The 24208-nt window shown below is 69.3% G+C and carries 24 protein-coding genes and 2 pseudogenes; 19 read left to right on the plus strand and 7 right to left on the minus strand.

Features of this window, described 5'->3' with window-relative positions; all coding sequences use genetic code 11:
- Positions 1–48: 48 nt before the first annotated feature.
- Both INQ48_14335 and INQ48_14340 read right to left on the minus strand, forming a co-directional pair.
- Positions 49–840: a molybdopterin-dependent oxidoreductase gene (locus INQ48_14335; protein ID QRF60317.1), complete on the minus strand. Its 792-nt coding sequence runs from the start codon at positions 838–840 to the stop codon at positions 49–51.
- A gap of 298 nt (positions 841–1138) precedes the next feature.
- Positions 1139–1774, minus strand: a complete 636-nt coding sequence (locus INQ48_14340; GenBank protein ID QRF60318.1) for a cytochrome b/b6 domain-containing protein — start codon at positions 1772–1774, stop codon at positions 1139–1141.
- A 97-nt stretch (positions 1775–1871) separates the two neighbouring features.
- Here INQ48_14340 and INQ48_14345 point away from each other — a divergent pair, with 97 nt between their 5' ends.
- The 3 genes from INQ48_14345 (at position 1872) to INQ48_14355 (ending at position 5133) form a co-directional block, all read left to right on the plus strand.
- Positions 1872–2603, plus strand: a complete 732-nt coding sequence (locus INQ48_14345) for a response regulator transcription factor (GenBank protein QRF60319.1) — start codon at positions 1872–1874, stop codon at positions 2601–2603.
- Positions 2603–4093, plus strand: a complete 1491-nt coding sequence (locus INQ48_14350) for a HAMP domain-containing protein (protein ID QRF60730.1) — start codon at positions 2603–2605, stop codon at positions 4091–4093. The genes INQ48_14345 and INQ48_14350 overlap by 1 nt, the downstream gene beginning before the upstream one ends.
- A gap of 116 nt (positions 4094–4209) precedes the next feature.
- Entirely contained in the window at positions 4210–5133 is a 924-nt protein-coding gene (locus INQ48_14355) for a crotonase/enoyl-CoA hydratase family protein (protein ID QRF60320.1), read from the plus strand.
- A 66-nt stretch (positions 5134–5199) separates the two neighbouring features.
- Here the strand turns inward: INQ48_14355 and INQ48_14360 are convergent.
- Together INQ48_14360 and INQ48_14365 are read right to left on the minus strand one after the other, a co-directional pair.
- Positions 5200–6722: pseudogene (locus INQ48_14360) on the minus strand (alpha/beta hydrolase).
- A 190-nt stretch (positions 6723–6912) separates the two neighbouring features.
- Positions 6913–7815 carry a transglutaminase family protein gene (locus INQ48_14365; GenBank protein QRF60321.1) on the minus strand — a complete coding sequence of 301 codons (903 nt, stop codon included), beginning with the start codon at positions 7813–7815 and terminating at the stop codon, positions 6913–6915.
- Between the two features lie 120 nt (positions 7816–7935).
- Here INQ48_14365 and INQ48_14370 point away from each other — a divergent pair, with 120 nt between their 5' ends.
- Positions 7936–8265 carry an antibiotic biosynthesis monooxygenase gene (locus tag INQ48_14370; protein QRF60322.1) on the plus strand — a complete coding sequence of 110 codons (330 nt, stop codon included), beginning with the start codon at positions 7936–7938 and terminating at the stop codon, positions 8263–8265.
- Between the two features lie 137 nt (positions 8266–8402).
- Here the strand turns inward: INQ48_14370 and mnmC are convergent.
- Positions 8403–10264, minus strand: a pseudogene (gene mnmC / locus INQ48_14375) (FAD-dependent 5-carboxymethylaminomethyl-2-thiouridine(34) oxidoreductase MnmC).
- A gap of 19 nt (positions 10265–10283) precedes the next feature.
- Positions 10284–10556: an oxidative damage protection protein gene (locus tag INQ48_14380; protein ID QRF60323.1), complete on the minus strand. Its 273-nt coding sequence runs from the start codon at positions 10554–10556 to the stop codon at positions 10284–10286.
- Between the two features lie 144 nt (positions 10557–10700).
- Here INQ48_14380 and INQ48_14385 point away from each other — a divergent pair, with 144 nt between their 5' ends.
- The 11 genes from INQ48_14385 to INQ48_14435 all read left to right on the plus strand — a co-directional run bounded on the left by INQ48_14385 (position 10701) and on the right by INQ48_14435 (position 20755).
- Entirely contained in the window at positions 10701–11744 is a 1044-nt protein-coding gene (locus INQ48_14385; protein QRF60324.1) for a sulfate ABC transporter substrate-binding protein, read from the plus strand.
- A gap of 106 nt (positions 11745–11850) precedes the next feature.
- Complete coding sequence (ssuE, locus tag INQ48_14390) at positions 11851–12435, plus strand: NADPH-dependent FMN reductase (protein ID QRF60325.1); 585 nt, start codon at positions 11851–11853, stop codon at positions 12433–12435.
- 129 nt (positions 12436–12564) lie between these two features.
- Positions 12565–13602 (plus strand): sulfonate ABC transporter substrate-binding protein, encoded by a 1038-nt coding sequence (locus tag INQ48_14395; GenBank protein ID QRF60326.1) that lies wholly within the window; start codon positions 12565–12567, stop codon positions 13600–13602.
- Between the two features lie 38 nt (positions 13603–13640).
- Positions 13641–14597: a sulfonate ABC transporter substrate-binding protein gene (locus INQ48_14400; protein QRF60327.1), complete on the plus strand. Its 957-nt coding sequence runs from the start codon at positions 13641–13643 to the stop codon at positions 14595–14597.
- Positions 14597–15766, plus strand: a complete 1170-nt coding sequence (ssuD, locus tag INQ48_14405) for an FMNH2-dependent alkanesulfonate monooxygenase (GenBank protein ID QRF60328.1) — start codon at positions 14597–14599, stop codon at positions 15764–15766. Before INQ48_14400 ends, ssuD begins: the two co-directional genes overlap by 1 nt.
- A gap of 10 nt (positions 15767–15776) precedes the next feature.
- The gene (gene ssuC / locus INQ48_14410; protein ID QRF60329.1) at positions 15777–16625 is read left to right on the plus strand and encodes an aliphatic sulfonate ABC transporter permease SsuC; all 849 of its coding nucleotides are present in this window, start codon (positions 15777–15779) and stop codon (positions 16623–16625) included.
- Positions 16626–16635: 10 nt separating this feature from the next.
- On the plus strand, positions 16636–17622 hold the full coding sequence (locus tag INQ48_14415; protein QRF60330.1) for an aliphatic sulfonate ABC transporter substrate-binding protein: 987 nt from the start codon (positions 16636–16638) through the stop codon (positions 17620–17622).
- 1 nt (position 17623) lies between these two features.
- The gene (locus INQ48_14420) at positions 17624–18469 is read left to right on the plus strand and encodes an ATP-binding cassette domain-containing protein (GenBank protein ID QRF60331.1); all 846 of its coding nucleotides are present in this window, start codon (positions 17624–17626) and stop codon (positions 18467–18469) included.
- 103 nt (positions 18470–18572) lie between these two features.
- A complete protein-coding gene (locus INQ48_14425) occupies positions 18573–19862 on the plus strand; it encodes an O-acetylhomoserine aminocarboxypropyltransferase/cysteine synthase (protein QRF60332.1) in 1290 nt (429 codons plus the stop codon).
- 20 nt (positions 19863–19882) lie between these two features.
- Positions 19883–20479: a malonic semialdehyde reductase gene (locus INQ48_14430; GenBank protein ID QRF60333.1), complete on the plus strand. Its 597-nt coding sequence runs from the start codon at positions 19883–19885 to the stop codon at positions 20477–20479.
- A 60-nt stretch (positions 20480–20539) separates the two neighbouring features.
- A complete protein-coding gene (locus tag INQ48_14435; protein ID QRF60334.1) occupies positions 20540–20755 on the plus strand; it encodes a TOBE domain-containing protein in 216 nt (71 codons plus the stop codon).
- A 78-nt stretch (positions 20756–20833) separates the two neighbouring features.
- Here INQ48_14435 and INQ48_14440 read toward each other — a convergent pair whose 3' ends face one another.
- Complete coding sequence (locus INQ48_14440; protein QRF60335.1) at positions 20834–21181, minus strand: hypothetical protein; 348 nt, start codon at positions 21179–21181, stop codon at positions 20834–20836.
- A 247-nt stretch (positions 21182–21428) separates the two neighbouring features.
- Between INQ48_14440 and INQ48_14445 the strand changes: the two genes are divergently transcribed.
- The 4 genes from INQ48_14445 (at position 21429) to INQ48_14460 (ending at position 24195) form a co-directional block, all read left to right on the plus strand.
- Entirely contained in the window at positions 21429–21908 is a 480-nt protein-coding gene (locus INQ48_14445; protein ID QRF60336.1) for a rhodanese-like domain-containing protein, read from the plus strand.
- Positions 21909–21940: 32 nt separating this feature from the next.
- Complete coding sequence (locus INQ48_14450; GenBank protein QRF60337.1) at positions 21941–22852, plus strand: serine acetyltransferase; 912 nt, start codon at positions 21941–21943, stop codon at positions 22850–22852.
- Between the two features lie 7 nt (positions 22853–22859).
- The gene (locus INQ48_14455; GenBank protein QRF60338.1) at positions 22860–23129 is read left to right on the plus strand and encodes a helix-turn-helix transcriptional regulator; all 270 of its coding nucleotides are present in this window, start codon (positions 22860–22862) and stop codon (positions 23127–23129) included.
- Between the two features lie 133 nt (positions 23130–23262).
- Positions 23263–24195, plus strand: a complete 933-nt coding sequence (locus INQ48_14460) for a hypothetical protein (GenBank protein ID QRF60339.1) — start codon at positions 23263–23265, stop codon at positions 24193–24195.
- The last annotated feature ends 13 nt before the right edge of the window (positions 24196–24208 follow it).

The following is a 24208-nucleotide window of genomic DNA, read 5'->3' on the forward strand; positions in this document are numbered from 1 at the left end:
ACACGGCCTCGCGCTTTCATCGGCAGGCGAATCGTCGCGGGCGACGACTCAGCTCCCTCCGAACCAGTTGTAGCCCTGGTCTTCCCAGTAGCCACCTGAATAGGTATTGCTGACGAACATCGCCTGGATATGCTTGGGGTTCTTGTAGCCAAGCTTGGTCGGCATCCGCAGCTTCATCGGAAAGCCGTACTTCGGCGGCAGCACCTCGCCGTCGTAGGTCAGCGCCAGCAGGGTCTGAGGATGCAGCGCGGTCGCCATGTCGATGCTGGTGTAGTAGTCATCGGCGCACTTGAAGCCGACGTAGCGCGCGGTTATGTCGGCACCGACGTGGCGCAGAAAATCGGCGAAGCGCACGCCGCCCCAGCGGCCGATGGCGCTCCAGCCTTCCACGCAGATATGGCGCGTGATCTGTTCGTGCTGCGGCATGGCGCGCAGCTCGGGCAGGGTCCAGCGGCGCTTGTCGGCGACCAGGCCGGTCACCTCGAGCCGGTAGCTTTCCCCGTCGACCTCGCGGATCTCGTCCTCGCCGTAGTAGGCATTGAACGGAAACGGCCGCGTGATCATCGAGGCGGGATAGGTCTCGGCGAGCTGCGTGGGGCTGAAGATCAGGCCTTGCACCTTGTCGTTGATGCGCGAGATCTTCGAGAGCGCGGCTTCGACGTGGGTGTCGTCGCTGATGCTGCAGCCTGTGAGCAGTGACAGGCCACCCAGGGTCAGTGAGCGTTGAAGGAAGGCGCGGCGTTCGGGGCGGTCGATCTTCTTCGCGATCAGTTGGCGGGCTTCTTTCACCACTGCCTCGCTGTCGACGGCGGTCATCCTTGGGGCTTTGAAGATTCTCATGTCGGGTGGTTGTCGTTTGGGTTCGTGGCGCGTGCACAGGACAGCGGGTACTTCCCTCCGCGAATGTCCCCCGCCTTCGGCTCCTCCTTTATTTCGCTGCGGGAAGCACCCGCTGCCCTGTGCACGTGGACGCAGCGGTTGTGCAGCCGGTTCGACCGGCGCGTCCCAGGCTCACGTCGATGGGGTACTCCCCGCAGCGAAATAAAGGAGGAGGCCGAAGGCCGGGGGACATTCGCGGAGGGGAGTACCCCGTCGGCGTGAGCCCGCCCCGAACGCAGCACATCAAGAACCAGGGCGTTCATTTCAGACCCCGAGAAGAACGACCCCAAAAAACCATCGCAAGCAAGGTGCGCGGAACCAGCGCCACCATCACCAGATGCACCACGACAAAGGCAACCAAAGAGGCCATGCCGAAGAAGTGAATGCGCCGTGCGAACTCGTAGCCACCCAACAGATCGCGCAACACAGCGAACTGCACCGACTTCCAGAGCACCAGCCCCGACAGCACGATCAAGACGATGTCGAGCATCACGAACAGATAGGCCAGCCGTTGCACGTTGTTGTAGCGGCGCGGATCGGCATGCGAGAGCCGCCCCTTGAGCGCCGACAGCGCGTCGTGCCACACACCGCCGGGCGTGACCGGAAAGAATTTGGTGGCCAGCCGTCCGCTCGCGATGTTGAGCGCCAGGTAGACGAAGCCGTTGAACACCAGCAGCCACATCGCCGCGAAGTGCCACTGCAGCGCCCCGCCGAGCCAGCCGCCGAGCGTTGCCCCGGACGGAAAGGTGAAGGGAAAGAAGGGCGCCGCGTTGTAGATGCGCCAGCCGCTCGTCACCAGCATCAGCACCGCCAGCGCGTTGAGCCAGTGCGTGATGCGCATCCACAGCGGATGGATGGGACGGGTGTCCGGGGCGGCGAGGGCGGTGCTGTTCATGGGGCGGATTCTTGGGCCCACCCCCTGGCCGATTCATCACGCAAAGTTCAAAGAATCGTGATAACTCGGGAATCCGTATCGCGGGACAATCGGCGCCATGGACACCCCCAAGCGCGTGCTGCTGGTCGAAGACGACGCCCATATCGCCGAACTGTTGCGCATGCACCTGCGCGACGAAGGCTATGCGGTGGTGCATGCGGCCGATGGGCACGCGGGCCTGCGCGAACTCGAGCGCGGCCAGTGGGACGCGTTGGTGCTTGACCTCATGCTGCCCGGAATCGACGGGCTCGAGATCTGCCGCCGCGCACGCGCCATGGCACGTTACACCCCGATCATCATCATCAGCGCGCGCTCGAGCGAGGTGCACCGCATCCTCGGCCTCGAGCTCGGCGCCGACGACTATCTGGCCAAGCCCTTCTCGGTGCTCGAGCTGGTGGCGCGCGTGAAGGCGCTGATCCGCCGCACCGATGCGCTGGCGCGCAATGCGCGGCTGGAGTCGGGCAGCCTCGCGCTCGGCAACCTCGAGATCGAGCCGCTCGCACGCGAGGTGCGCGTGGACGGCAAGCCCATCGAGCTCACGCCGCGCGAGTTCGACCTGCTGTATTTTTTCGCGCGCCACCCGGGCAAGGTGTTCTCGCGGCTCGACCTGCTCAACCAGGTCTGGGGCTACCAGCATGACGGCTACGAGCACACCGTCAACACCCACATCAACCGGCTGCGCACCAAGGTCGAGGCGGACCCGGCCGCGCCGCGGCGCATCCTCACCGTGTGGGGCCGCGGCTACAAGCTCTCGGCCACGGCCGATGGCAAGGACGAGGGCGCCGCATGATGGGCTGGGCCACGCTCTCGCGCCGGCTGTCGCTGGTGTTCGCGCTGCTGCTGCTGGTGTGCTGCGGCGCCTCGGCCTGGCTGCAGGTGCGCGCGAACGGGCGTCACGAGCAGGAGGTGATCCAGCGCCTGTCGGGCGGCCTGGCCGCGCACATCGCCGAGAACGCCGAGCTGATGCGCCCGGGCGGGCTCGACCCGGCCGCGGTCAAGCGACTGTTCGACCAGCTGATGGCCGTCAACCCCAGCGTCGAGGTCTACCTGCTCGCGCTCGACGGCCGCATCGAGGCCCAGGCCGCGCCCGAGGGGCACCTCAAGCGCGACCGCGTCGACCTCGCGCCCGTGCGGCGTCTGCTGGCCGGCGCGCCGATGCCGATCCTCGGCGACGATCCGCGCAACCTGCAGACCGCCAAGGTCTTCAGCGCCGCGCCGCTGCGCATGGACGGCCGCGACGCCGGCTATGTCTATGTCGTGCTGCAGGGCGAGGACCACGATGCGCTCGCCGCGCACGTGGCGGCCGACAACGCGCTGCGCACCACGCTGTGGTCGATGGGGCTGGTGGCGCTGCTCGGGCTGGTCGCGGGCACGGCCGCGTTCTGGCTCATCACGCGGCCGCTGCGCGAACTCACGGCCGCGGTGCGGCGCTTCGAGACCGAGGGCATCGATGCGATCGAGGGCCAGGCGCCGACGCTGGAGCGCATCGCGCGTGGCGGCGGCGAGATCGCCTTGCTGGCGCAGGCCTTCGCGCAGATGACGCGGCGCATCGCCGAGCAGTGGCGCGAGCTCACCTTGCAGGACCAGCAGCGGCGCGAGCTGTTCGCCAACGTCTCGCACGACCTGCGCACGCCGCTGACCTCGCTGCACGGCTACCTCGAGACCTTGCGCCTGAAGGCCGGCACGCTCGACGAGGAGGAGCGCCGCCGCTACCTCGACATCGCGCTCGACCAGAGCCGCAAGGTGGGGCGGCTCGCGCAGGAGCTGTTCGAGCTGGCGCGGCTCGAGTACGGCGTGGTCAAGCCCGAGAAGGAGCGTTTCGCGCTGGCCGACCTGGTGCAGGACGTGTTCCAGAAGTTCGAGCTCGCGGCCGAGTCGCGGCAGCAGAAGCTGCGTCCCGACATCGCGCCGGGCCTGCCGGTGGTGTCGGCCGACCTCGGGATGATCGAGCGCGTGCTGACCAACCTGCTCGACAACGCGATCCGCCACACGCCGGCCGGCGGCGAGATCGTAGTGCAACTGCGAGCGGCCAGCGGCGACGAGGGCACGGGCGTGACGGTGCAGGTCAGCGACACCGGGCCCGGCATTCCGCGCGAGCTGCAGCCCGGCCTGTTCAAGCGCCCGGCCTTCACCGGCAGCGTGCGCAGCGACGGCTCGGGCGGCGGCGGGCTGGGGCTGGTGTTCGTGCAGCGCATCCTGCAGTTGCATGGCAGCGACATCCGGCTGGTGCCGCAGGCCGGACGCGGCGCGGTGTTCCGCTTCCGGCTCTCGGGCGCCTGAGCACGGGGCGCATCGGTGCAAGCGCCGGTTGCGCGCGCGGCGGCCGATGCTACAAGCGGATGCGGGACGCAGGCACGTCGACCTGCGACCGACGATCCACCCAGGAGACACCGCCCATGCCCGACTTCCGCACCGTCGTCATCGACAAGGACCCGCAGCATCCGCGCATCGCGCGCCTCGTGCTCAATCGCCCCGAGAAGCTCAACGCCATCGCCGAGACCACGCCCACCGACATCCGCCACGCGGTGGAGTGGGCGCAGGCCGAAGACGCGGTGCACGTGATCGTGGTCGAGGGCGCGGGCCGCGCCTTCTGTGCCGGCTACGACCTCGGCGACTATGCCGAGGGCCACGGGCGCGAGGGGCAGGGCGAGCATCCGTGCCGGCAGGAGAAGACGCCGTGGGACCCGATGCTCGACTACGCCGCGATGAAGCGCAACACCGACGACTTCATGGCGCTGTGGCGCTGCACCAAGCCGACCATCGCCAAGGTGCATGGCTATGCCGTGGCCGGCGGCAGCGACATCGCGCTGTGCTGCGACCTGCTGACCATGGCCGACGATGCGCGCATCGGCTACATGCCCACGCGCGTGTGGGGCTGCCCGACCACGGCCATGTGGACCTACAGGCTCGGCGCGCTGCGCGCCAAGCAGCTGATGTTCACCGGCGACACCATCGACGGCGCGCAGGCGGCCGACTGGGGCCTCGCCAACTTCGCGGTGCCGGCCGAGGAACTCGACGCCGCCACGCTGAAGCTCGCGCTGCGCATCGCGGGCGTGCCGCGCTCGCACCTGATGATGCACAAGCTGGTCGTCAACCAGGTCTGGCACTCGATGGGCCTGGAGCAGAGCCAGATGTTCGCCACCGTGTTCGACGGCATCACGCGCCACAACCCCGAGGGCATGTGGTTCCGCCGCCAGGCCGAGGCCGAGGGCTTCAAGAGCGCGGTGCAGTGGCGCGACAGCGGGCGCGACATCCCCGAGGGCGACGAGGCGAGGGCGCTGATCGCGGTGCTCGAGGCGAAGCTGGCCGCGCGCTCCTGAGCGCGCGCGGCTGCGGCAACGGACGACGGCGGGAGCGGTCCGAAGACCGCTGCCGTCCCTTGCCGCTCAGGGCGGGCAGGGATGCGCGCCGGCCGCCACGGTGCGCGAGGCGATGCTCGTCTCGTCCACCGCGCCGAGCGGACGGGTGAACTTGCAGCCATAGGCCGGATCGGCCACCGTCGCCGCGGTCACCACGTCGTCGCCCGCGGGCTTCACGCCGTCGCGCTCCCACTTGATCATCGCGTCGAAGGCCTCGACCTGCTCGGCCTGTGTGAAGTCGCAATGGGTGATGCCGCGCACCGCGCGCTGCACCAGCCAGCCGCTGTTGCCCTTGGCCGCCACGCGCTTGTTGTAGATCTGCTCCATGCTGAAGGGCACGTAGAGGTCGCCGAGCGTGTGCAGGGTGACCACCGGGATCTTGAACTCGCCGTTGGCCTTGGGAATCCAGCGCAGTCCGTCGCGGCGCAGGCGGTTGGCATCGGGCACGGCGGTGAGCTTGAGCACCGAGCCGTTGAGCGCCGTCGAGCCGGCCGCATCGCCTTCGATGGTGTAGGTGAAGCGGTTGGTGTCGAGCGTGCTCTTGTTGAGGATGCCGTTGACCGTGCCGTCGCTGCCGAGCACGCCCCACACGAAGGCGAAGGAGCCGCCCGACTTGAAGCCGAGGTCGAACATCGGACGGGGGCCACCGGTGAGGTTCTCGATCACCGAGGCGTACTTGGTGCCGGTGGGCGTGGTGGTGATGTTGGGGATCGGCGAGACCGTGAAGTCGGTGAACAGCGTGCCCGTGACCTGCGCCGCGATGTCCGACCAGTTCACCGTCGGGTACTTAGGCAGCCCCGCCAGCGCCTGCGCCGTGACCTGCGCGCCCGCGAAGTAGTCGAACAGCTCGGTGTCGCCGACCACGCCGCACATCGGCACCGCGCCGTTGTAGCGCACCTTGTGGTTGGCCGTGGCATAGGCCTCGTCCTCGATCGCCGCGGCCGTGATGTGGCCGCCCATCGAGTGGCCGGTGATGTAGATCTTCGACGGCGCGGCGAGCTCGCGGCCATTGGCCTTGGCGATCTTGTTGAACTCCAGCGCCAGCGCGTTGGTGTCCTCCACGCCCACGCGCACGTCGTAGAAGTTCTTGCTGTAGCTCGAGGCGGCCCAGGCATAGCCGTTCTGGATCAGGTAGCGGCGGATCGAGGGATTGCTGACCGCGAGCACGTTGCCTTCGCCGGCATAGCCGTGCGCGTACATCACGAGCTTGCCGTTCCAGTTGGCCGGCACCTCCACGCGGTAGGCCGCGCCGCCGAGCACGCCGGCCCAGCGGCTGGTGGTGGCGTTGTCGATCGCGTCGCCGGCGGCGGCGGCCAGGGCCGTGAAGGTGGTGGCCGCGGCATCGGCCGGCGCGAAGGAATTGCGGTCGTCCTGCGCGCGGCGTTCCTCGGGCGCGGGGGTGCGGGCGGCGGCGGGGGCGGCGCCGGCGGCGCGGGGGCGGGCGCGGGCGGCACGATCGGGAAGACGGCGCCACCGCCGCCTCCGCCGCCGCAGGAAGCGGCGGCGATGCTGGCGGCGATGACGATGAGCTTGAGGCGCGCGGAATGCATGGTTCGTTGTCTCCGTTTTCTGGGGGCGAGGAATGCCGGCCGCCGTCGTCGGGAGGTGCCCATGAAGCTGGCACGACCGTGCTTTTCTTTCGGGCCGGCGGGGCAGCGTAGAGGCGCCGCCCCTGCAATCGGTGGGGGCTTTCCCGTAGCCGCTATCGCCTGCGCGACAGCAGCGCCGCGCGCGGCGCGCTCAGTTGCGCCGGCGCGTGACCGTCACCGTGGCCTCGAGGCCTTCGTAGGCCTCGGCCGGGCCGTACCAGCTGCCCGAGATCGGCGCGCCCTGGGCCGGGTCGCGCGTCACGCCGACGCGGATCAACTGGCCGCTGCCCATGAGGTTGTTGGTCGGATCGAACGCGACCCAGCCCGCGCCCGGCAGGTAGGCCTGCAGCCAGGCATGGGTGGTGCCGGCGCCGGTCATGGCCTCGCCCTTGGCCTGCACCGTGCTGTCGAGCGCGGCGTCGTAGATGTAGCCCGAGACGAAGCGCGTGGCGATGCCCAGGCGGCGCACCGCCTCCATCATCAGCAGAGCGTAGTCGCGGCAGCTGCCGCTGCCCAGCGCCAGTGTCTCGAGCGGCGTCTGCGTGCCTTCCTCGTCGCGCGCCAGGTACTCGAGGCTCTGGCCGATGTGGGCGTTCATGCGCGTGAGCACCTCGCGCGTGCTGTTGGGCTTGTCGGTGTGCAGGAACTGGTGGGCCCAGCGGATCAGCGTGCCGTCGGGGTCGTCGTGGTGCGGGCGCAGGTAGTGCTCGAGGTCGAGCCGGTCCTGCAGCGAATAGGCGAAGGGCAGGAACTCCGCGGCCGGGTCGATCGCGAGCTGGTCCTGCGCGGCCGCAGGCACGGTCTCGATGGTGAACGAGCAGACGATGCGCAGCTCGGTGGCCTCGCCCATCGGCTGCACCAGCGCCACCGAGTTGGAATGCGGGTCCTGGATCAGCCGCGTGTGGGCCGACGGGCTCACCTGCAGGTCGGTGGCCAGCACGCGCAGGTCGTGGCTGTCGCGCGGGCGGAACATCACGCGGTGCAGCCCGAAGCTGACCGGCTCGTTGTAGCGGTAGATCGTGGTGTGGCGGATGTCGTACTGGGTGCTGGGCATGGGGCATTCTCCTGCGTTCGTGTGTCGCCGGACATGTCCGTGGCGACGGGGCCGGCAGGACTGCCGCATAATCCGCGCCCCCTCGGCCCGCGTGGCCGCACCGTTCGCCCATGGAGGACCATGTACGCATCGACTTTCATCTTCGCCACCCGCCAGTTCGACGACGCCTTCCACCGGCTCGACCAGGCGATCGCCGAAGCCGCCCGCGCGCTGCCCGGCTACCTGGGCGAGGAGAGCTGGGAGAACAGCGCCAACGGGCTGGTGTCGAACGTCTACTACTGGCGCTCGCTCGAGGCGCTGCAGGCGCTGATGACGCACCCCTCCCATCTGAAGGCCAAGGCGGCGCAGGCGAACTGGCTCGACGGCTATCGGGTGGTGATCTCGGAGGTGGTGCGCAGCTACGGCGATGGGCGCATCGACCATCTGCTGCCGGCACTCGACGCCGTATAGCGGGAGCGGACTTCCGGACGCAGAGGACGCGAAGGTTCCGCGAAAGGCGCGAAAAAGAAAACCGAGATTTTTTCTGGATTCCTTTTGCGTCCTTCGCGGAACCTTCGCGTCCTCTGCGTCTGGCTGTTCGTGCTTTATCAGTCCCGCGCGGCACGCCGCGTATCGAGCGCCTTCGCCAGCGCCGCCGGCAGCGGCAGCGGCTCGCCATGCCACTGCGCGGCCAACAGCTCAGCGCACAGCGCGGCGAAGCTGAGCCCGCGCGAGCCTAGCGCCGTGCAGGCCCACAGGCCCTTGTCTTCCAGCGCATCGCCCAGCGGCCCGACCAGCGGTCGGCGGTCGCCCGAGGCGCAACGCACGCCGACCCAGGCCTGGGCCTCGCCGCGTGCGAAGGCCTGGTCGATCGATTCGGCACTGGCCGGATGCAGCCGTGCGGCGCGTTCGCGCACGGCTTCGGCGTCGCTGTCTCGCGGCGCGAGGTCATGGCTGTCGCGGTCGAAGGTGGCGCCGGCCAGCCAGAGCGGCGCGCCGCCATCGGGCTCGGGCACGCCAGCGATCAGGTGGCCATCGCCATTCACGGGCGCGGCGGGCAGCGCCGCCGCGTCGCTGCGGCCCCAGGCCACCTGGCCGCGCACCGGCTGCAGCGGCAGGCGTGGCGCCAGCAGGCCCGAGCCATGGCCCATCGCGACCACCACGCGGTCGGCCTCGGCCAGCACGCGGCCGTCTTCGGCCAGCAGCCGCCAGCCGCCGGTGGCCGGATCGCGCTCCAGCCGCTCGACGCGGCAGCCACCGCGGAACGCGATGCCGGGCTCGCGCAGCCAGGCTTCGACCAGCGCACGCGGCCGCACCCAGGCGGCGCGCGCATGCCAGAGCGCGGGCGCGTCGGGCGGCAGGCCCGCGGCCGCGAGCTGCGCTGCGCTCGCAGGCCAGGATTCGTTGGGACCGTCGGCCTGCCAGCCCGCGGGCACGCGCACGTCGCCATCGGGCCGGCGCTCCAGCGTGCCGGTGCCGCGCCAGTCGCGGCCTTCTTCCAGGCGCTGCGCCAGTTCGTTCCAGGTCGCGCGGATGCCGGCACGCGTGAGCCGCGAGAGCAGGGCGTCGTCGGGCGACACATGGGGCGCGAGCAGGCCCACGGGCAAGCCGAGGCGCCTTCGGCGGGGCGCGCGGCGGCGTCGAGCACCTCGACTCGCCAGCCGCGCCGCGCGAGGCTGGCCGCCACGGCCGCGCCCGCGAGGCCGGCGCCGATCACGGCGCAGCGGCCCGGCGCTGAAACGGTCTCGGGCAGCGGCTCGCGCCGGCGCACGGTCCAGGCCGGCGCGAAGCGCGCGCCCAGGCAGTCGCGCTTGGGCGGCAGGCCGGGGCGGCGTTCGAGCTGGAAGCCGTTCTGCGCCAGCGCGTCGCGCACGGCGCGCGCATAGGTCCAGGTGCCGAGCAGGGTGCCCGGGCGCGCGAAGCGCGAGAGCGCCTTCAGCGTCTCGGCCGACCACATCTCGGGATTGCACTGCGGGCTGAAGCCATCGAGATACAGGCTGTCGGCCTCGAAGCGCTGGGCGCGCAGCATGGGCTGCACCTCGCCCACGCAGACCGTGAGCAGCACCCGGCCGTCGTCGAAGGCGAGGCGGTGGAAGCCCGGCAGCAGGCCGTGCCAGCGCGCGGCCAGCCCGCGCGCGAGCGGCGCGAGTTCCTCATAGGCGCCGGCGGCGCGCAGCAGGCTTTCGGCCGCGACCGGCCAGGCCTCGATCGAGACGAAATGAAGCAGCCGCGGGCGTGCCGGATCGGCGCGCCACGCGGCCCAGGTCGCGAGGAAGTTGAGGCCCAGCCCGAAGCCGGTTTCGAGAATGCGCCACTGCGGCTGGCCGGCCCAGGCGGCCGGCAGGCCGCAGCCGCCGAGGAAGACGTGGCGCGACTGCGCGAGCGCGCCGGCCTCCGTGTGATAGATGTCGCCGAAGCGCTCGCTGTGCGGTGTGCCGTCCGTGCGCCAGGCGACCGGTTCGGCCGTCACTGCAAGTAGGTGCGCGGCCTCAGGCCGACGGCGGGACGTAGCCCTGGGCGACGTCGGCGCCCTCGCCGAAGAAGTGCTTCTCCATCTGGCGTGCCAGGTACTGGCGGGCGCGCTGGTCGGCGAGGTTCAGGCGGTTCTCGTTCACCAGCATGGTCTGCTGCTTGAGCCAGGCGGTCCAGGCTTCCTTGCTGACGCTCTCCCAGATGCGCTTGCCGAGTTCGCCGGGGTAGGGCGGGAAGTCGAGCCCTTCGGCTTCCTTGCCGAGCTTGATGCACTGAATCATGCGTGCCATGTCGATTGCCTTTGGGTGGGGGAGCGCGAAAAAGCTGCTCTTAGTTGATTTAGCTATTTAGAACTGAAAACTTGGTCGTTCCAGTTCCTATATGTCGTATTGAGAATACGCAGCTTCATTGATATGCCATTCGAGAACGACACCATGAGCCTCCGCCGCGACTTTATCAAGCTTTCCCTCGGTGCCGGCGTGGCCGGCGCCATGGCCCTGTCGGCGCTGCCGGCGTTCGCCCAGGGCAGCGCCGCCGGCCCGGTGACGCTGCTGAACGTCTCCTACGACCCCACGCGCGAGCTGTACGTGGACTACAACCAGGCCTTTGCGAAGTACTGGAAGGGCAAGACCGGCCAGGACGTGACGATCAAGCAATCGCACGGCGGCTCGGGCAAGCAGGCCCGCTCGATCATCGACGGCATCGACGCCGACGTGGCCACGCTGGCCCTCGGCGGCGACGTCGACGCGCTGGTGACCCATGGCGGCCTGCTCAAGGCCGACTGGCAGAAGCGCCTGCCGCACAACTCGGCGCCCTACACCTCGACCATCGTGTTCCTGGTGAAGAAGGGCAATCCCAAGGGCCTGAAGGACTGGGACGACCTGGTCAAGGCCGGCGTGCAGGTGATCACCCCCAACCCCAAGACCTCGGGCGGCGCCCGCTGGAACTACCTCGCGGCCTGGGAATTCGCCAAGCGCAAGTACGGCGGCGATGCCAAGGCCAAGGAGTACGTCGGCAACCTGTTCAAGAACGTGCCCGTGCTCGACACCGGCGCGCGCGGCTCGACCATCACCTTCGTCCAGCGCGGCGTGGGCGACGTGCTGCTGGCCTGGGAGAACGAAGCCTTCCTGGCGCTGAAGGAATTCGGCCCCGAGAAGTTCGAGATCGTGGTGCCGTCGATCTCCATCCTGGCCGAACCCACCGTGGCGGTGGTCGACAAGGTGGTCGACAAGAAGGGCACGCGCGCCGTGGCCGAGGAATACCTGAAGTACCTGTATTCCGACGAAGGCCAGGACATCGCGGGCCGCAACTTCTACCGCCCGACCTCGGACAAGGCGAAGGCCAAGTACGAGAAGCAGTTCCCCAAGCTGACGCTGGTGACCATCGACCAGGCCTTCGGCGGCTGGAGCAAGGCCGACAAGGACCACTTCGCCGACGGCGCCTCGTTCGACCAGATCTACACCGCCAAGCAGAAGTAAGCGCGGCATTCGCCCCGCGGCCACCGGCCCCGATGGCGCCCGTCTCGACGGGTGCCGGGGACCGGTTCGCTTCGACCCTTCCGATACCGCCACCCGAAAGCCTTCCGTGTCCGTTCTCCTGATTGCCGGCAGCCCCTCGGCGCCCTCGCGCTCCACCGCCTTGCTCGACGCGGTGGCCGAGCGCCTGGCGCGGCGCCATGCGCAGATCGAACGGCTCGCGATCCGCGACCTGCCGGCGCAGGCGCTGCTGCTGGCGGACTGGAACCATCCGGCCATCGTGCAGGCCATCGCCCAGGTGACGCGAGCCCGCGCCATCGTGGTGGCCACGCCGGTCTACAAGGCCGCCTACAGCGGCGTGCTCAAGGTCTTCCTCGACCTGCTGGCGCAGAACGCGCTCAAGGGCAAGACGGTGCTGCCGCTGGCCACCGGCGGCAGCCCGCACCACATGCTCGCGCTCGACTACGCGCTGCGGCCCGTGCTGCAGTCGCTCGCGGCGCGCCACATCCTGCCGGGCGTCTACGCGAGCGATTCGCAGATCGCGCTGACGCCCGAGAACGCCTACCAGGTGCACAACGACCTGGCGGAGCGGCTCAACGAGGCCGTCGAGGTGCTGGCCACCGAGGGGCTGAAGCTGCCGGCGACACACGGCTTCGAGCCGGTGCCGTTCTCGCGCGTGCGATGTAGCGTCTGAAGCCGGCCGGCGCACGACCCGGCCGCCACCACCGCTTCATCCCATTCCCGACCCTTCCGAACGCGGCGATTCGCGCCGCGCGGGGATGGCTTCGCCTCCAGTTTCGATTCAGTCCAAGGACCACCCCGCATGAACCCCGTTGCCACCGAAGATTCCGTGCTCGACGTGCCACCGCGCTCGCTCTGGCGCGCATTGCGCGACCTCGCCGTCAGCATCGTCGTGGTCGCCGCGATCGCATTGATCGTGAGCTTCCTGTCCGCCACCTCCGCGCATGCGCAGGGCAAGGCCGGCGCCGCCAGGGAGCTGCGCATCGGCTACCAGAAATCGGCAAGTCTCTTCGTGCTGCAGAAGGCGCAGGGCTCGCTCGAGAAGCGCCTCGCGCCGCTGGGCGTGGGCGTGAAGTGGGTCGAGTTCCCGGCCGGCCCGCAGCTGCTCGAGGGCCTGAACGTCGGCGCCGTCGACGTCGGCTACGTGGGCGAGGCGCCGCCGATCTTCGCGCAGGCCGCGGGCGCCAAGTTCGTCTACTTCGGCTACGACCCGGCCGCGCCGCGCGCCGAGGCGATCCTGGTCACCAAGGATTCGCCGATCCAGTCGGTGGCCGACCTCAAGGGCAGGAAGGTCGCGCTCAACAAGGGCAGCAACGTGCACTACCTGCTCGTGAAGCAGCTCGAGAAGAACGGCCTGAAGTTCAGCGACATCCAGCCCGTGTATCTGGCACCGGCCGATGGCCGCGCCGCCTTCGAGAGCAGGAACGTCGACGCCTGGGTGATCTGGGATCCGTTCCAGGCCGCGGCCGAGAAGGCCACCGGCGCGCGCGTGCTCGCCGACGGCACGCCGGGCGTGGTCAGCAACTACCAGTACTACCTGGGCGAGCGCGGCTTCGTGAAGAACAACCCGAAGGTGATCGAGGCCCTGTTCGAGGACTCGGTGGCCCAGGGCATCTGGCTCAAGAAGAACCTGCGCCAGGCGGCCGAGCTGATCGCGCCGCTGCAGGGCCTGCCGGTCGACGTGGTCGAGCTCGCGCTGCGCCGCTACGAGTTCAACGTGAAGCCGATCACGCCCGAGGTCGCCGCCGACCAGCAGCGCATCGCCGACACCTTCCACGCGCTCAAGCTGATTCCGAAGCCGATCAAGGTCAGCGACGCCGTCGTCGCGGCCCAGCCCTGAGCACCGGTCCCCTTCATCTTTCGCAAGCCACACCCGCCATGACCACCATCTCCCTCCCGCGCCGCCGCCTGCTGCAGGGCGCCGCCGCCGCCATCGCGCTGCCTTCCGCCCTCGGTGCGCTGGCGCAGGCGCCCGCGCGCCAGTTCCGCATCGGCAACCAGAAGGGCCTGCTCAACATCCTCAAGGGCCGCGGCACGCTCGAGAAGCGCCTCGCGCCGCTGGGCGTGAGCCTCAAGTGGACCGAGTTCACGGCCGGCCCGGTGCAGCTCGAGGCGCTGAACGTCGGCTCGATCGACTTCGGCGACGTGGGCGAGGCGCCGCCGATCTTCGCGCAGGCCGCCGGCGCGCCGCTGGCCTACGTGGGCGCCACGGTGCCGCGTCCGCAGTCGGAAGCGGTGCTGGTGCCCAAGGGCTCGGCCATCAAGACGGTGGCCGAACTCAAGGGCAAGAAGATCGCGCTCAACAAGGGCTCGAACGTCCACTACTTCATCGTCAAGCTGTTCGAGAAGCATGGCCTCTCGTATGCCGACCTGAACCTGGTCTACCTGCCGCCGGCCGATGCGCGCGCGGCCTTCGAGAAGGGCTCGATCGACGCCTGGGTGATCTGGGACCCGTTCCTGGCCGCGGCCGAGAAGACGCTCGATGCGCGCGTGCTGGCCGACGCCACCGGCGTGGTGGGCAACCGCGCCTACTACTTCTCGTCGCTCGACTACGCCGCGAAGAACGCCGACGTGGTGGCGATCGCGATCGAGGAACTCAACAAGGTCGACGCCTGGGGCTCGGCCAACCGCGGCGAGCTCGCGACCGAGCTGGCCGCGCTGTGGGGCCTGCCCAAGCCGGTGGCCGACCTCACGGTGGCGCGGACCGCCTACGGCACCACGCCGATCACCAAGGCCATCCTCGGCGAGCAGCAGAAGATCGCCGACACCTTCTTCGACCTCAAGCTGATTCCGAAGAAGATCAACGTGCTCGAAGCCGCCACGGGAATCGCGTGATGCAGATCTTCTGGTTCCTGCCCACGCACGGCGACAGCCGCTACCTCGGCACCAGCGAAGGCGCGCGCCCGGTCGACCTCGACTACCTGCAGCAGATCGCGGGCGCGGCCGACCATCTCGGCTACGAGGGCGTGCTGATCCCGACCGGCCGCTCGTGCGAGGACCCGTGGGTGATCGCCTCGAGCCTGATCGGCGCCACCAAGAAGCTCAAGTTCCTGGTCGCGGTGCGACCCGGCCTGCACCAGCCCAGCCTGGCCGCGCGCATGGCCGCGACCTTCGACCGGCTCTCGAACGGACGCCTGCTGGTGAACCTCGTGACCGGCGGCGACCAGTCCGAGCTCGAGGGCGACGGCGTCTACCTCGACCATGCCGCGCGCTACGAACAGTCGGCCGAGTTCATCCGCATCTGGCGCGAGATCCTCGCGCGCAGCCATGACGGGCAGGCCTTCGACTACGAGGGCAAGCACCTGAGCGTGAAGGGCGCCAAGCTGCTCTATCCGCCGGTACAGAAACCGCATCCGCCGGTGTGGTTCGGCGGCTCGTCGGCCGCGGCCCACGAGCTCGCGGCCGAGCAGGTCGATGCCTACCTCACCTGGGGCGAACCGCCGGCCGAGGTGGCGAAGAAGCTCGCCGACGTGCGCGCGCGCGCCGAGCGCCGGGGGCGCCAGGTGCAGTTCGGCATCCGCCTGCACGTGATCGTGCGCGAGACCGAGGAGGCCGCCTGGAAGGCGGCCGAGGACCTGATCAGCCGCGTCGACGACGAGACCGTGATCCGCGCCCAGGCCGCCTTCGCGCGCATGGACTCCGAAGGCCAGCGCCGCATGGCCGCGCTGCATGCGGGCGGTGCCAGGCGCACGCGCGCCGAACTCGAGATCGCGCCCAACCTCTGGGCCGGCGTGGGGCTGGTGCGCGGCGGTGCCGGCACCGCGCTGGTAGGCGACGCAAAGACCGTGGCCGCGCGCATCGAGGAATACGCCGCGCTCGGGCTCGACCGCTTCATCCTCTCGGGCTACCCGCACCTCGAGGAGGCCTACCGCTTCGCCGAGCTGGTGTTCCCGCTGCTCTCGCGCAAGGCCAAGGCCCGGCTGGCCGGCGGCTCGCTGAGCGGGCCCTTCGGCGAGGTCGTCGCCAACCTCGACGCGCCTTCGCGCCTCGTCTCGCAAAGCTGAAGGACACGCCATGACGGAACAGGTTCAGGAACTGCCGGCGGTCGCGCCGGCCGAGGGCGCGGGCTCCGCGCTGCGTGGCTTCGGCCTCAATGTGGCCAGGCGGCTGGTGCCGTGGCTGGTGCCCGTGGGGCTGATCGTGGTGTGGCAGATCGCGTCGTCGCTGGGCTGGCTCAGCACCCGCGTGCTGCCGGCGCCGGTCGACGTGGTGAAGGCCGCATGGAACCTCACGGTGTCGGGCGAGCTGTGGACGCACGTGAAGGTCAGCGCGGGCCGCGCGCTCGCGGGGCTGGCCATCGGCGGCGGCGCCGGGCTGGCGCTGGGCCTGCTCACGGGCTCGGTCAAGTTCTTCGAGACGCTGCTCGACTCCACCATCCAGATGGTGCGCAACATCCCGGCGCTGGCGCTGATCCCGCTGGTGATCCTGTGGTTCGGCATCGACGAGTCGGCCAAGCTGTTCCTGATCTCGGTGTCGGTGTTCTTCCCGATCTACCTCAACACCTTCCACGGCATCCGCAACGTCGACCCGCAGCTGATCGAGATGGGCCGCACCTACGGCCTCACGCGCTGGCAGCTCTACCGCGAGGTGATCCTGCCGGGCGCGCTGTCCTCGATCCTGGTCGGCCTGCGCTTCTCGCTGGGCCTGATGTGGGTGATCCTGATCGTGGCCGAGACCATCTCGGCCCAGGCCGGCATCGGCTACCTGACGATGAACGCACGCGAGTTCCTGCAGACCGACATCGTGCTGGTGGGCATCCTGCTGTACGCGCTGCTCGGCAAGCTGGCCGACCTGTTCGCGCGCGGCCTCGAGCAATGGTGGCTGCGCTGGCATCCGGGCTACCAGAAGAAGACCACGAAGTGAGGGCAGGGCAATGACGCACACGACCATCTCCCGCCGCCAGGCGATCGCGACGCTCGGCGCAGCCGGCGTGCTCGGCCTGGCGGGCACGTCCGCCGCCTTCGCGCAGGGCACGGCCACGCGGCCCGCCACCGTGCGCCTGGGCTACCAGAAGTCCTCGACGCTGATCGCCGTGCTCAAGGCGCAGGGCGTGCTCGAGAAACAGCTCGCGCCGCTCAATGCCACCCTGAGCTGGCACGAGTTCACCAGCGGCCTGCCGCTGCTCGAGGCGCTGAACCTCGACAACCTCGACATCAGCGCCGACGTGGCCGACACCGTGCCGGTGTTCGCGCAGGCGGCCGGTGCCGAGCTGACCTTCATCGCGCAGGAAGCGCCGTCGCCCGCGGCGCAGGCGATCCTGGTGCGCGAGGACTCTCCGCTCAAGACCGTGGCCGATCTCAAGGGCAAGAAGATCGGCTTTGCCAAGGCGGCCGGCGCGCACTACCTGCTGATCGCCGCGCTCGACAAGGCCGGCCTCTCGTTCAAGGACATCGAGCCCGCCTACCTGACGCCGGCCGACGGCCGCGCCGCGTTCGAGAAGGGCGCGATCGACGCCTGGGTGGTGTGGGACCCGTTCCTCGCCGCCGCGCAGCGCCAGTCGAAGGTGCGCGTGCTGGCCGACGGCGCGGGCATCGCGTCCTACCAGCGCTACTACCTCGCAAGTACCAAGTTCGCGAAGGCGCGGCCCGACGTGTTGCGCGTGGTCTATGCCGAGCTCGAGAAGACCGGCAGGTGGGTCAAGCAGAACCCCAGGGAGGCGGCCGCGCTGCTGTCGCCGGTGTGGGGCCTCGACGCCGCCACCATCGAGCAGGCCAACGGCCGCCGCAGCTACGCGGTGCGGCCGGTGGTGCCCGAGGTGCTTGGCGAGCAGCAGCGCATCGCCGACGCCTTCCTGGCCGAGAAGCTGCTGCCCAAGAAAATCAATGCGCTCGACGTGGCGCTGTTCAAGCCTGGAGCCTGAGATGAGTGCCGTCCTCGACCGACCGCAGAACGACGCGCCGCTGGCGATCCCCGGTGGCGTGCGCCTGGAAGTGCGCGGCCTGCACAAGCGCTACGGCGAACGCGAGGTGCTGCGCAACACGCAGCTCGCGATCGAGCCGGGCCAGTTCATCGCCATCGTGGGCCGCAGCGGCTGCGGCAAGAGCACGCTGCTGCGCCTGATCGCCGGCCTCGAGGAGGCCTCGTCCGGCGCGCTCTACACCGACGGCAAGCCGGTCAGCGGCCTGCACGACGACACCCGGATCATGTTCCAGGAGGCGCGCCTCCTGCCCTGGCGCCGCGTGCTCGACAACGTGACGCTGGGCCTCGCGAAGGACGCCAGGGCGCGCGGCAAGGAGGTGCTGGCGCACGTCGGCCTGGCCGACCGCGAGAACGAATGGCCGGCGCGCCTGTCGGGCGGCCAGCGCCAGCGCGTGGCCCTGGCACGCGCGCTGGTGCACCACCCGCGGCTGTTGCTGCTCGACGAGCCACTGGGCGCGCTCGACGCGCTCACGCGCATCGAGATGCACCGGCTGATCGAGAACCTGTGGCAGCGCCACCGCTTCACCGCGCTGCTGGTCACGCACGACGTGCAGGAAGCCGTGGCGCTGGCCGACCGCGTGATCCTGATCGAAGACGGGCGCATCGCGCTCGACGAGAACATCGCCCTCGCGCGTCCGCGCTCGCAGGGCGACCCGGCCTTCGCGGCCATCGAAAAACGCATCCTCGACAGGGTGCTGCAAAAGCCCGGGACCACCGAAGAGGCTGAAGGCGGCACCGAAGCAAGCTGGCTCGGCAAGCCCGCGCATGAACTGCGCTGGGCGATCTGAGACGGATGGAACCGTTCGGGCCGAGCTGTCGAAGCCTCGCGCGGCGCTTCGACAGGCTCAGCGTGAACGGGCTTGTTCTTCTTCCTATCTGAAAGGCTCTTGTATGTCGCAAAACTGGAAATTCGAGACCCTGTCGGTGCACGCCGGCTATTCGCCCGACCCGACCACGCGCGCCGTGGCGCCGCCGATCTACCAGACGGTGGCCTACGCCTTCGACAGCGCGCAGCACGGCGCCGACCTGTTCGACCTCAAGGTGCCGGGCAACATCTACACCCGCATCAACAACCCGACGCAGGACGTGCTCGAGCAGCGCATCGCCGCGCTCGAGGGCGGCATCGCCGCGCTGGCGCTGGCCTCGGGCCAGGCGGCCGTGACCTACGCGATCCAGACCATCGCGGAGGCCGGCGACAACATCATCAGCAGCACGGCGCTCTACGGCGGCACCTACAACCTGTTCGCCCACACGCTGCCGCAGTTCGGCATCACCACGCGCTTCGCCGACCACCGCGATCCGAAGAGCTTCGAGAAGCTGTTCGACGAGAAGACCAAGGCGGTGTTCGTCGAGTCGCTGGGCAACCCGGCCGGCAACGTGACCGACATCGCGGCCATCGCCGAGATCGCGCACCACCATGGGGTGCCGCTGATCGTCGACAACACCGTGCCCTCGCCGTACCTGAGCCGGCCGATCGAGCATGGCGCCGACATCGTCGTGCACTCGCTGACCAAGTACCTCGGCGGCCACGGCACCAGCATCGGCGGCGCGATCGTCGATTCGGGCAAGTTCCCGTGGGCGCAGCACAAAGAGCGCTTCAAGCGCCTGAACGAACCCGACGTGAGCTACCACGGCGTGGTCTACACCGACGCGCTGGGCCCGGCCGCCTACATCGGCCGCGCGCGCGTGGTGCCGCTGCGCAACACGGGCGCGGCGATCTCGCCGTTCAACGCCTTCCTGATCCTGCAGGGCATCGAGACGCTGTCGCTGCGCGTGGAGCGCATCAGCGACAACGCGCTGGCCGTGGCACGGCACCTGAAGGCGAACAAGTCGGTGAAATGGGTCAACTACGCGGCGCTCGAGGACCATCCCGACCATGCGCTGGCGCAGAAGTACCTGGGCGGCAAGGCCAGCGGCGTGCTGACCTTCGGCATCGAGGGCGGCCGCGAAGCGGGCGCGAAGTTCCTCGACGCGCTGAAGCTGTTCACGCGCCTCGTCAACATCGGCGACGTGCGCTCGCTCGCCACCCATCCGGCCTCGACCACGCACCGCCAGCTCTCGCCCGAGGAACTCGCGCGCGCCGGCGTGAGCGAGGAGACCGTGCGCCTGTCGGTCGGCATCGAGCACATCGACGACCTGCGCGCCGACCTCGACCAGGCGCTCACCGCGGCCGCGGCCTGAAGCCGCGCGAAAGCAAAACCATGACAACACTGCAATCCATTCCCGACGCCGCGCTCGACCAGCTGTTCCGCAAGGCGCGCACCGTGCATGCCTTCAAGCCGGTGCCCGTGAGCGACGAGACCATCCGCCAGCTCTACGAGCTGCTGAAGTGGGGCCCGACGGCCTACAACGCCCAGCCCGCGCGCTACGTGTTCGTGCGCAGCGAGGAGGCCAAGGCCAAGCTCAAGCCCGCGCTGTCGTCGGGCAATACCGCGCAGACGCTGGCCGCGGGCGTGACCGTGATCGTGGCGCACGACACGCGCTTCTACGACCACCTGCCGGTGCTGTTCCCGGCCTACGACGCCAAGCCCTTCTTCGAGAAGAGCGCCGAGGCGGCGCAGGCCACGGCGTTCCGCAACAGCAGCCTGCAGGGCGCCTACCTGATCCTCGCGGCGCGCGCGCTCGGCCTCGATGCCGGGCCGCAGTCGGGCTTCAACGCCGAGCTGGTCGACAAGGCCTTCTTCCCCGACGGCCGCTGGCGCGCCAACTTCCTCGTCAACCTCGGCCTGGCCGACCATGCCGGCACCTTCGAGCGCGGGCCGCGGCTCGCGTTCGACGACGTGGCCGAGATCGTCTGAGCGCCACGTTCTTCCTTCACCGATCCATCCATCCACACCATCCAACCAAAGGGAACCATCATGTCCATTCAAGCCATCAACGTGCGCAACCAGTTCAAGGGCAAGGTCCGCGAGATCATCCGCGGCGACGTCGTCTCCGAAGTCGATGTCGAGACCGCCTGGGGCATCGTGACCTCGGTCATCACCACGCGCTCGATCGACGAGCTGCAGCTCAAGGTCGGCTCCGACGTCGTCGCGCTGGTGAAGTCCACCGAAGTGTCCATCGCCAAGCTCTGAATCCCCTGGAGTGCGCGTGGCGCATTCCCCCTCGGCCCGGCGCCAGCGATGGTGCCGGGCTTTTTTTCGTCGGCCGGCTCAGTACTTGATCGTGATGCCGGCCTTCACGCCGTTGTTCTGCTTGCCGTCGGACTCGACGCCGGCCGAGAACGAGGTGTTGCCGCCGGTGCTGCCGCCCACCGAATAGATCGGGCGCGAGCCCGAGGTGTCCATGCCGCCATAGGCCGTGGCGCCGCTGGGGCGCTGCACGCCGACGGTCGCGCCGAGGGTGTCGGCCGATTTCTCGGTGGGCACGATCTTGGGCGCGACGTAGAGGACGGTGCCGTCGTCGGTCTTCACCGGGAGCTTGGGCTCTTCGGCCCGGGCGAGGGCGGCGGCGGTGCAGCCCGCGGCCAGGATCAGGGTGGAGCGAATGCGAATATCCATCTGGCCGAGCAGACACCATCGAGGCCGGCCACGGCGTAGGCGATGGCCGACAACCGGCGAGCGGCGAGCACGCTGCCGGCACGTGCGAGGAACGCTCCCGCCATCGATCGAAGCGCTTAGAACAGCCGGTTGTTAAGAACCGACTTTTCAGTTGTTTGAAGATCGCGGGCCCGCTCCTACAGTGGTGGTCATCGCCACCAATGGCGCATGCATCCACACAGCAACGCACACCAGGAGCCCGCACACCATGTCCGTGGAAGTTGAAGACCTCGTCCTGCCCGAAGCGCTCGAGAAGGCGCGCGCCCATGCCGTCGAAGCCGGCTGGCCTTACGCCGGCGGGGTGACCCCGCCCGTGGCCTGGCAGCTGGTGCAGGAAGGCAAGGCCGTGCTGGTCGACGTGCGTTCGGGCGAGGAACGCAAGTTCGTGGGCCACGTGCCCGAGAGCGTGCACGTGGCCTGGGCCACCGGCACCGCGCTCACGCGCAATCCGCGCTTCGTGCGCGAGCTCGAGGCCAGGCTCGCGAAGGACGGCGGCAAGGACGCGGTGGCGCTGCTTCTGTGCCGCAGCGGCAAGCGCTCGGCGCTCGCGGCCGAGGCCGCGGCCAAGGCCGGCTTCTCGCAGGTCTACAACGTGCTCGAAGGCTTCGAGGGCGAGATCGACGGGCAGCAGCATCGCGGCGGTTCCGACGGCTGGCGCTTCCATGGCCTGCCGTGGGTGCAGGACTGATCTCTCCCCACGCACGGAAGGAAGAACGGCCCATGGCCCATTTCGAAGTCGCGGAGATCGTCGCCGCGCTGCATGCGGTGCGCAACGAATGGCGCGACCTGCAGCGCCGCTCGCGCGAACCCGGCGCGCGCGAGTTTCCCTCGCGCGACGCGCTGGCCCAGATCGTGGAGTCGCTCAAGGGGGCGCTGTTTCCGATGCGGCTCGGCCCGCACGACCTGCGCCACGAGAGCGAGGATTTCTATGTCGGCCACACGCTCGACGCCGCCTTGCAGGCGTTGCTGACGCAGGCAAGGCTGGAACTGCATTTCAACGCGCGCCATGTGCCGCGCAGCGCCAGCGAGATCGACGAGGCCGCCACCGCGGCGGTGCGCAGCTTCGCGAACCGCCTGCCCGAGCTGCGCCGGCTGCTCGACAGCGACGTGCTCGCCGCCTACCAGGGCGACCCGGCCGCGCGCAGCGTCGACGAGGTGCTGCTGTGCTATCCGGGCGTGCTCGCGATGATCCATCACCGGCTCGCGCATGAGCTCTACCGCCTCGACCTGCCGCTTTTGGCGCGCATCGTGGCCGAGCTCGCGCACGGGCAGACCGGCATCGACATCCATCCGGGCGCGCGCATCGATGCCGGCTTCTTCATCGACCACGGCACCGGTGTCGTGATCGGCGAGACCGCGGTCATCGGCAAGCGCGTGCGGCTCTACCAGGCCGTGACGCTGGGCGCCAAGCGCTTCCCGACCGACACCGAGGGCAACCTGCAGAAGGGCCTGCCGCGCCATCCGGTGGTGGAGGACGACGTGGTGATCTACGCCGGCGCCACCATCCTCGGGCGCGTCACGCTCGGCAAGGGGGCCGTCATCGGCGGCAATGTCTGGATCACCGACGACGTGCCGCCGGGCGCGAGCGTCACGCAGGCCAGCCTGCAGAAGAACAACGCACCGAGGGGGTGAACACACCATGAATGCATTCGTCGAAGATTTCGGAGTCGCCGTGCGGCAGTTGCGCGAGGCCCATGGCTGGTCGCAGGAGCAACTCGCGGAGCGCTCGGACCTCAACCGCTCCTACGTAGGCGAGGTGGAGCGCGGCCGCGTGATTCCCTCGATCGTCACCGCGCACAAGCTCGCCACCGCGCTCGAGATCAACATCGTCCATCTGCTGTCGCGCTGCGAGCAGCTCGGCCAGTCGCGCCTGGCACGCCGGATCAACTTGGCGGCTATAGCCTGTTGAGGGGAAACCCTTGGCGCCGGGACACTCCCGCCGTCAGTCGCGTTCGTCCCTTTTCTTCATTCCCACGGCCTTTCGGAGTCGCCGGCACCGTTCGCGGTGACCCGGTGGGCCTGACCACATCGGAGTTTTCTTCATGACCGCAACCGTCGGTGGAACCACCGCGCTCGGCGACAACGCCGCCAGGCAGTTGGCCAATGCCACCAAGACCGTTCCCCAGCTCGAGACCATCAGCCCGCGCTGGCTGACGCACCTGCTCCAGTGGGTGCCGGTGGAGGCGGGCATCTACCGCGTCAACAAGGTCAGGAATCCCGAGTCGATCAAGGTCACCTGCACCTCGCGCGAAGAAGAGAACCAGCTGCCGCGCACCTTCGTCGACTACGAGGAGAACCCGCGCGAGCACTACCTCAATGCCGTGAGCACCGTGCTCGACGTGCACACGCGCATCTCCGACCTCTACAGCAGCCCGCACGACCAGATCAAGGAACAGCTACGCCTGACGATCGAGACGATCAAGGAGAACCAGGAGAGCGAGCTCATCAACAACCCCGACTACGGCTTGCTGGCCCAGGTCAGCGAAGAGCAGCGCATCTTCCCGCTGACCGGCGCGCCCACGCCCGACGACCTCGACGAGCTGCTGACCAAGGTCTGGAAGGAGCCGGCCTTCTTCCTCACGCACCCGCTGGCGATCGCCGCCTTCGGCCGCGAAGCCACGCGCCGTGGCACGCCGCCGCCGACCGTGAGCCTGTTCGGCTCGCAGTTCATCACCTGGCGCGGCATTCCGCTGATCCCGTCGAACAAGGTGCCGGTGGCCGACGGCAAGAGCAAGATCCTGCTGCTGCGCGTGGGCGACAAGCGCCAGGGCGTGGTCGGCCTGTTCCAGCCGGGCCTGGCGGGCGAACAGAGCCCGGGCCTGTCGGTGCGCTTCATGGGCATCAACAACCATGCGATCGCTTCGTACCTGATCTCGCTGTACTGCTCGCTCGCGGTGCTGACCACCGATGCGCTGGCGGTGCTCGACGACGTCGAGATCGGCAAGTACCACGACTATCCCGACACCTACAAGTAAGCCGCAGTGAGCT

The organism is Variovorax paradoxus (assembly GCA_016806145.1).
Taxonomy (GTDB): Bacteria; Pseudomonadota; Gammaproteobacteria; order Burkholderiales; family Burkholderiaceae_C; genus Variovorax.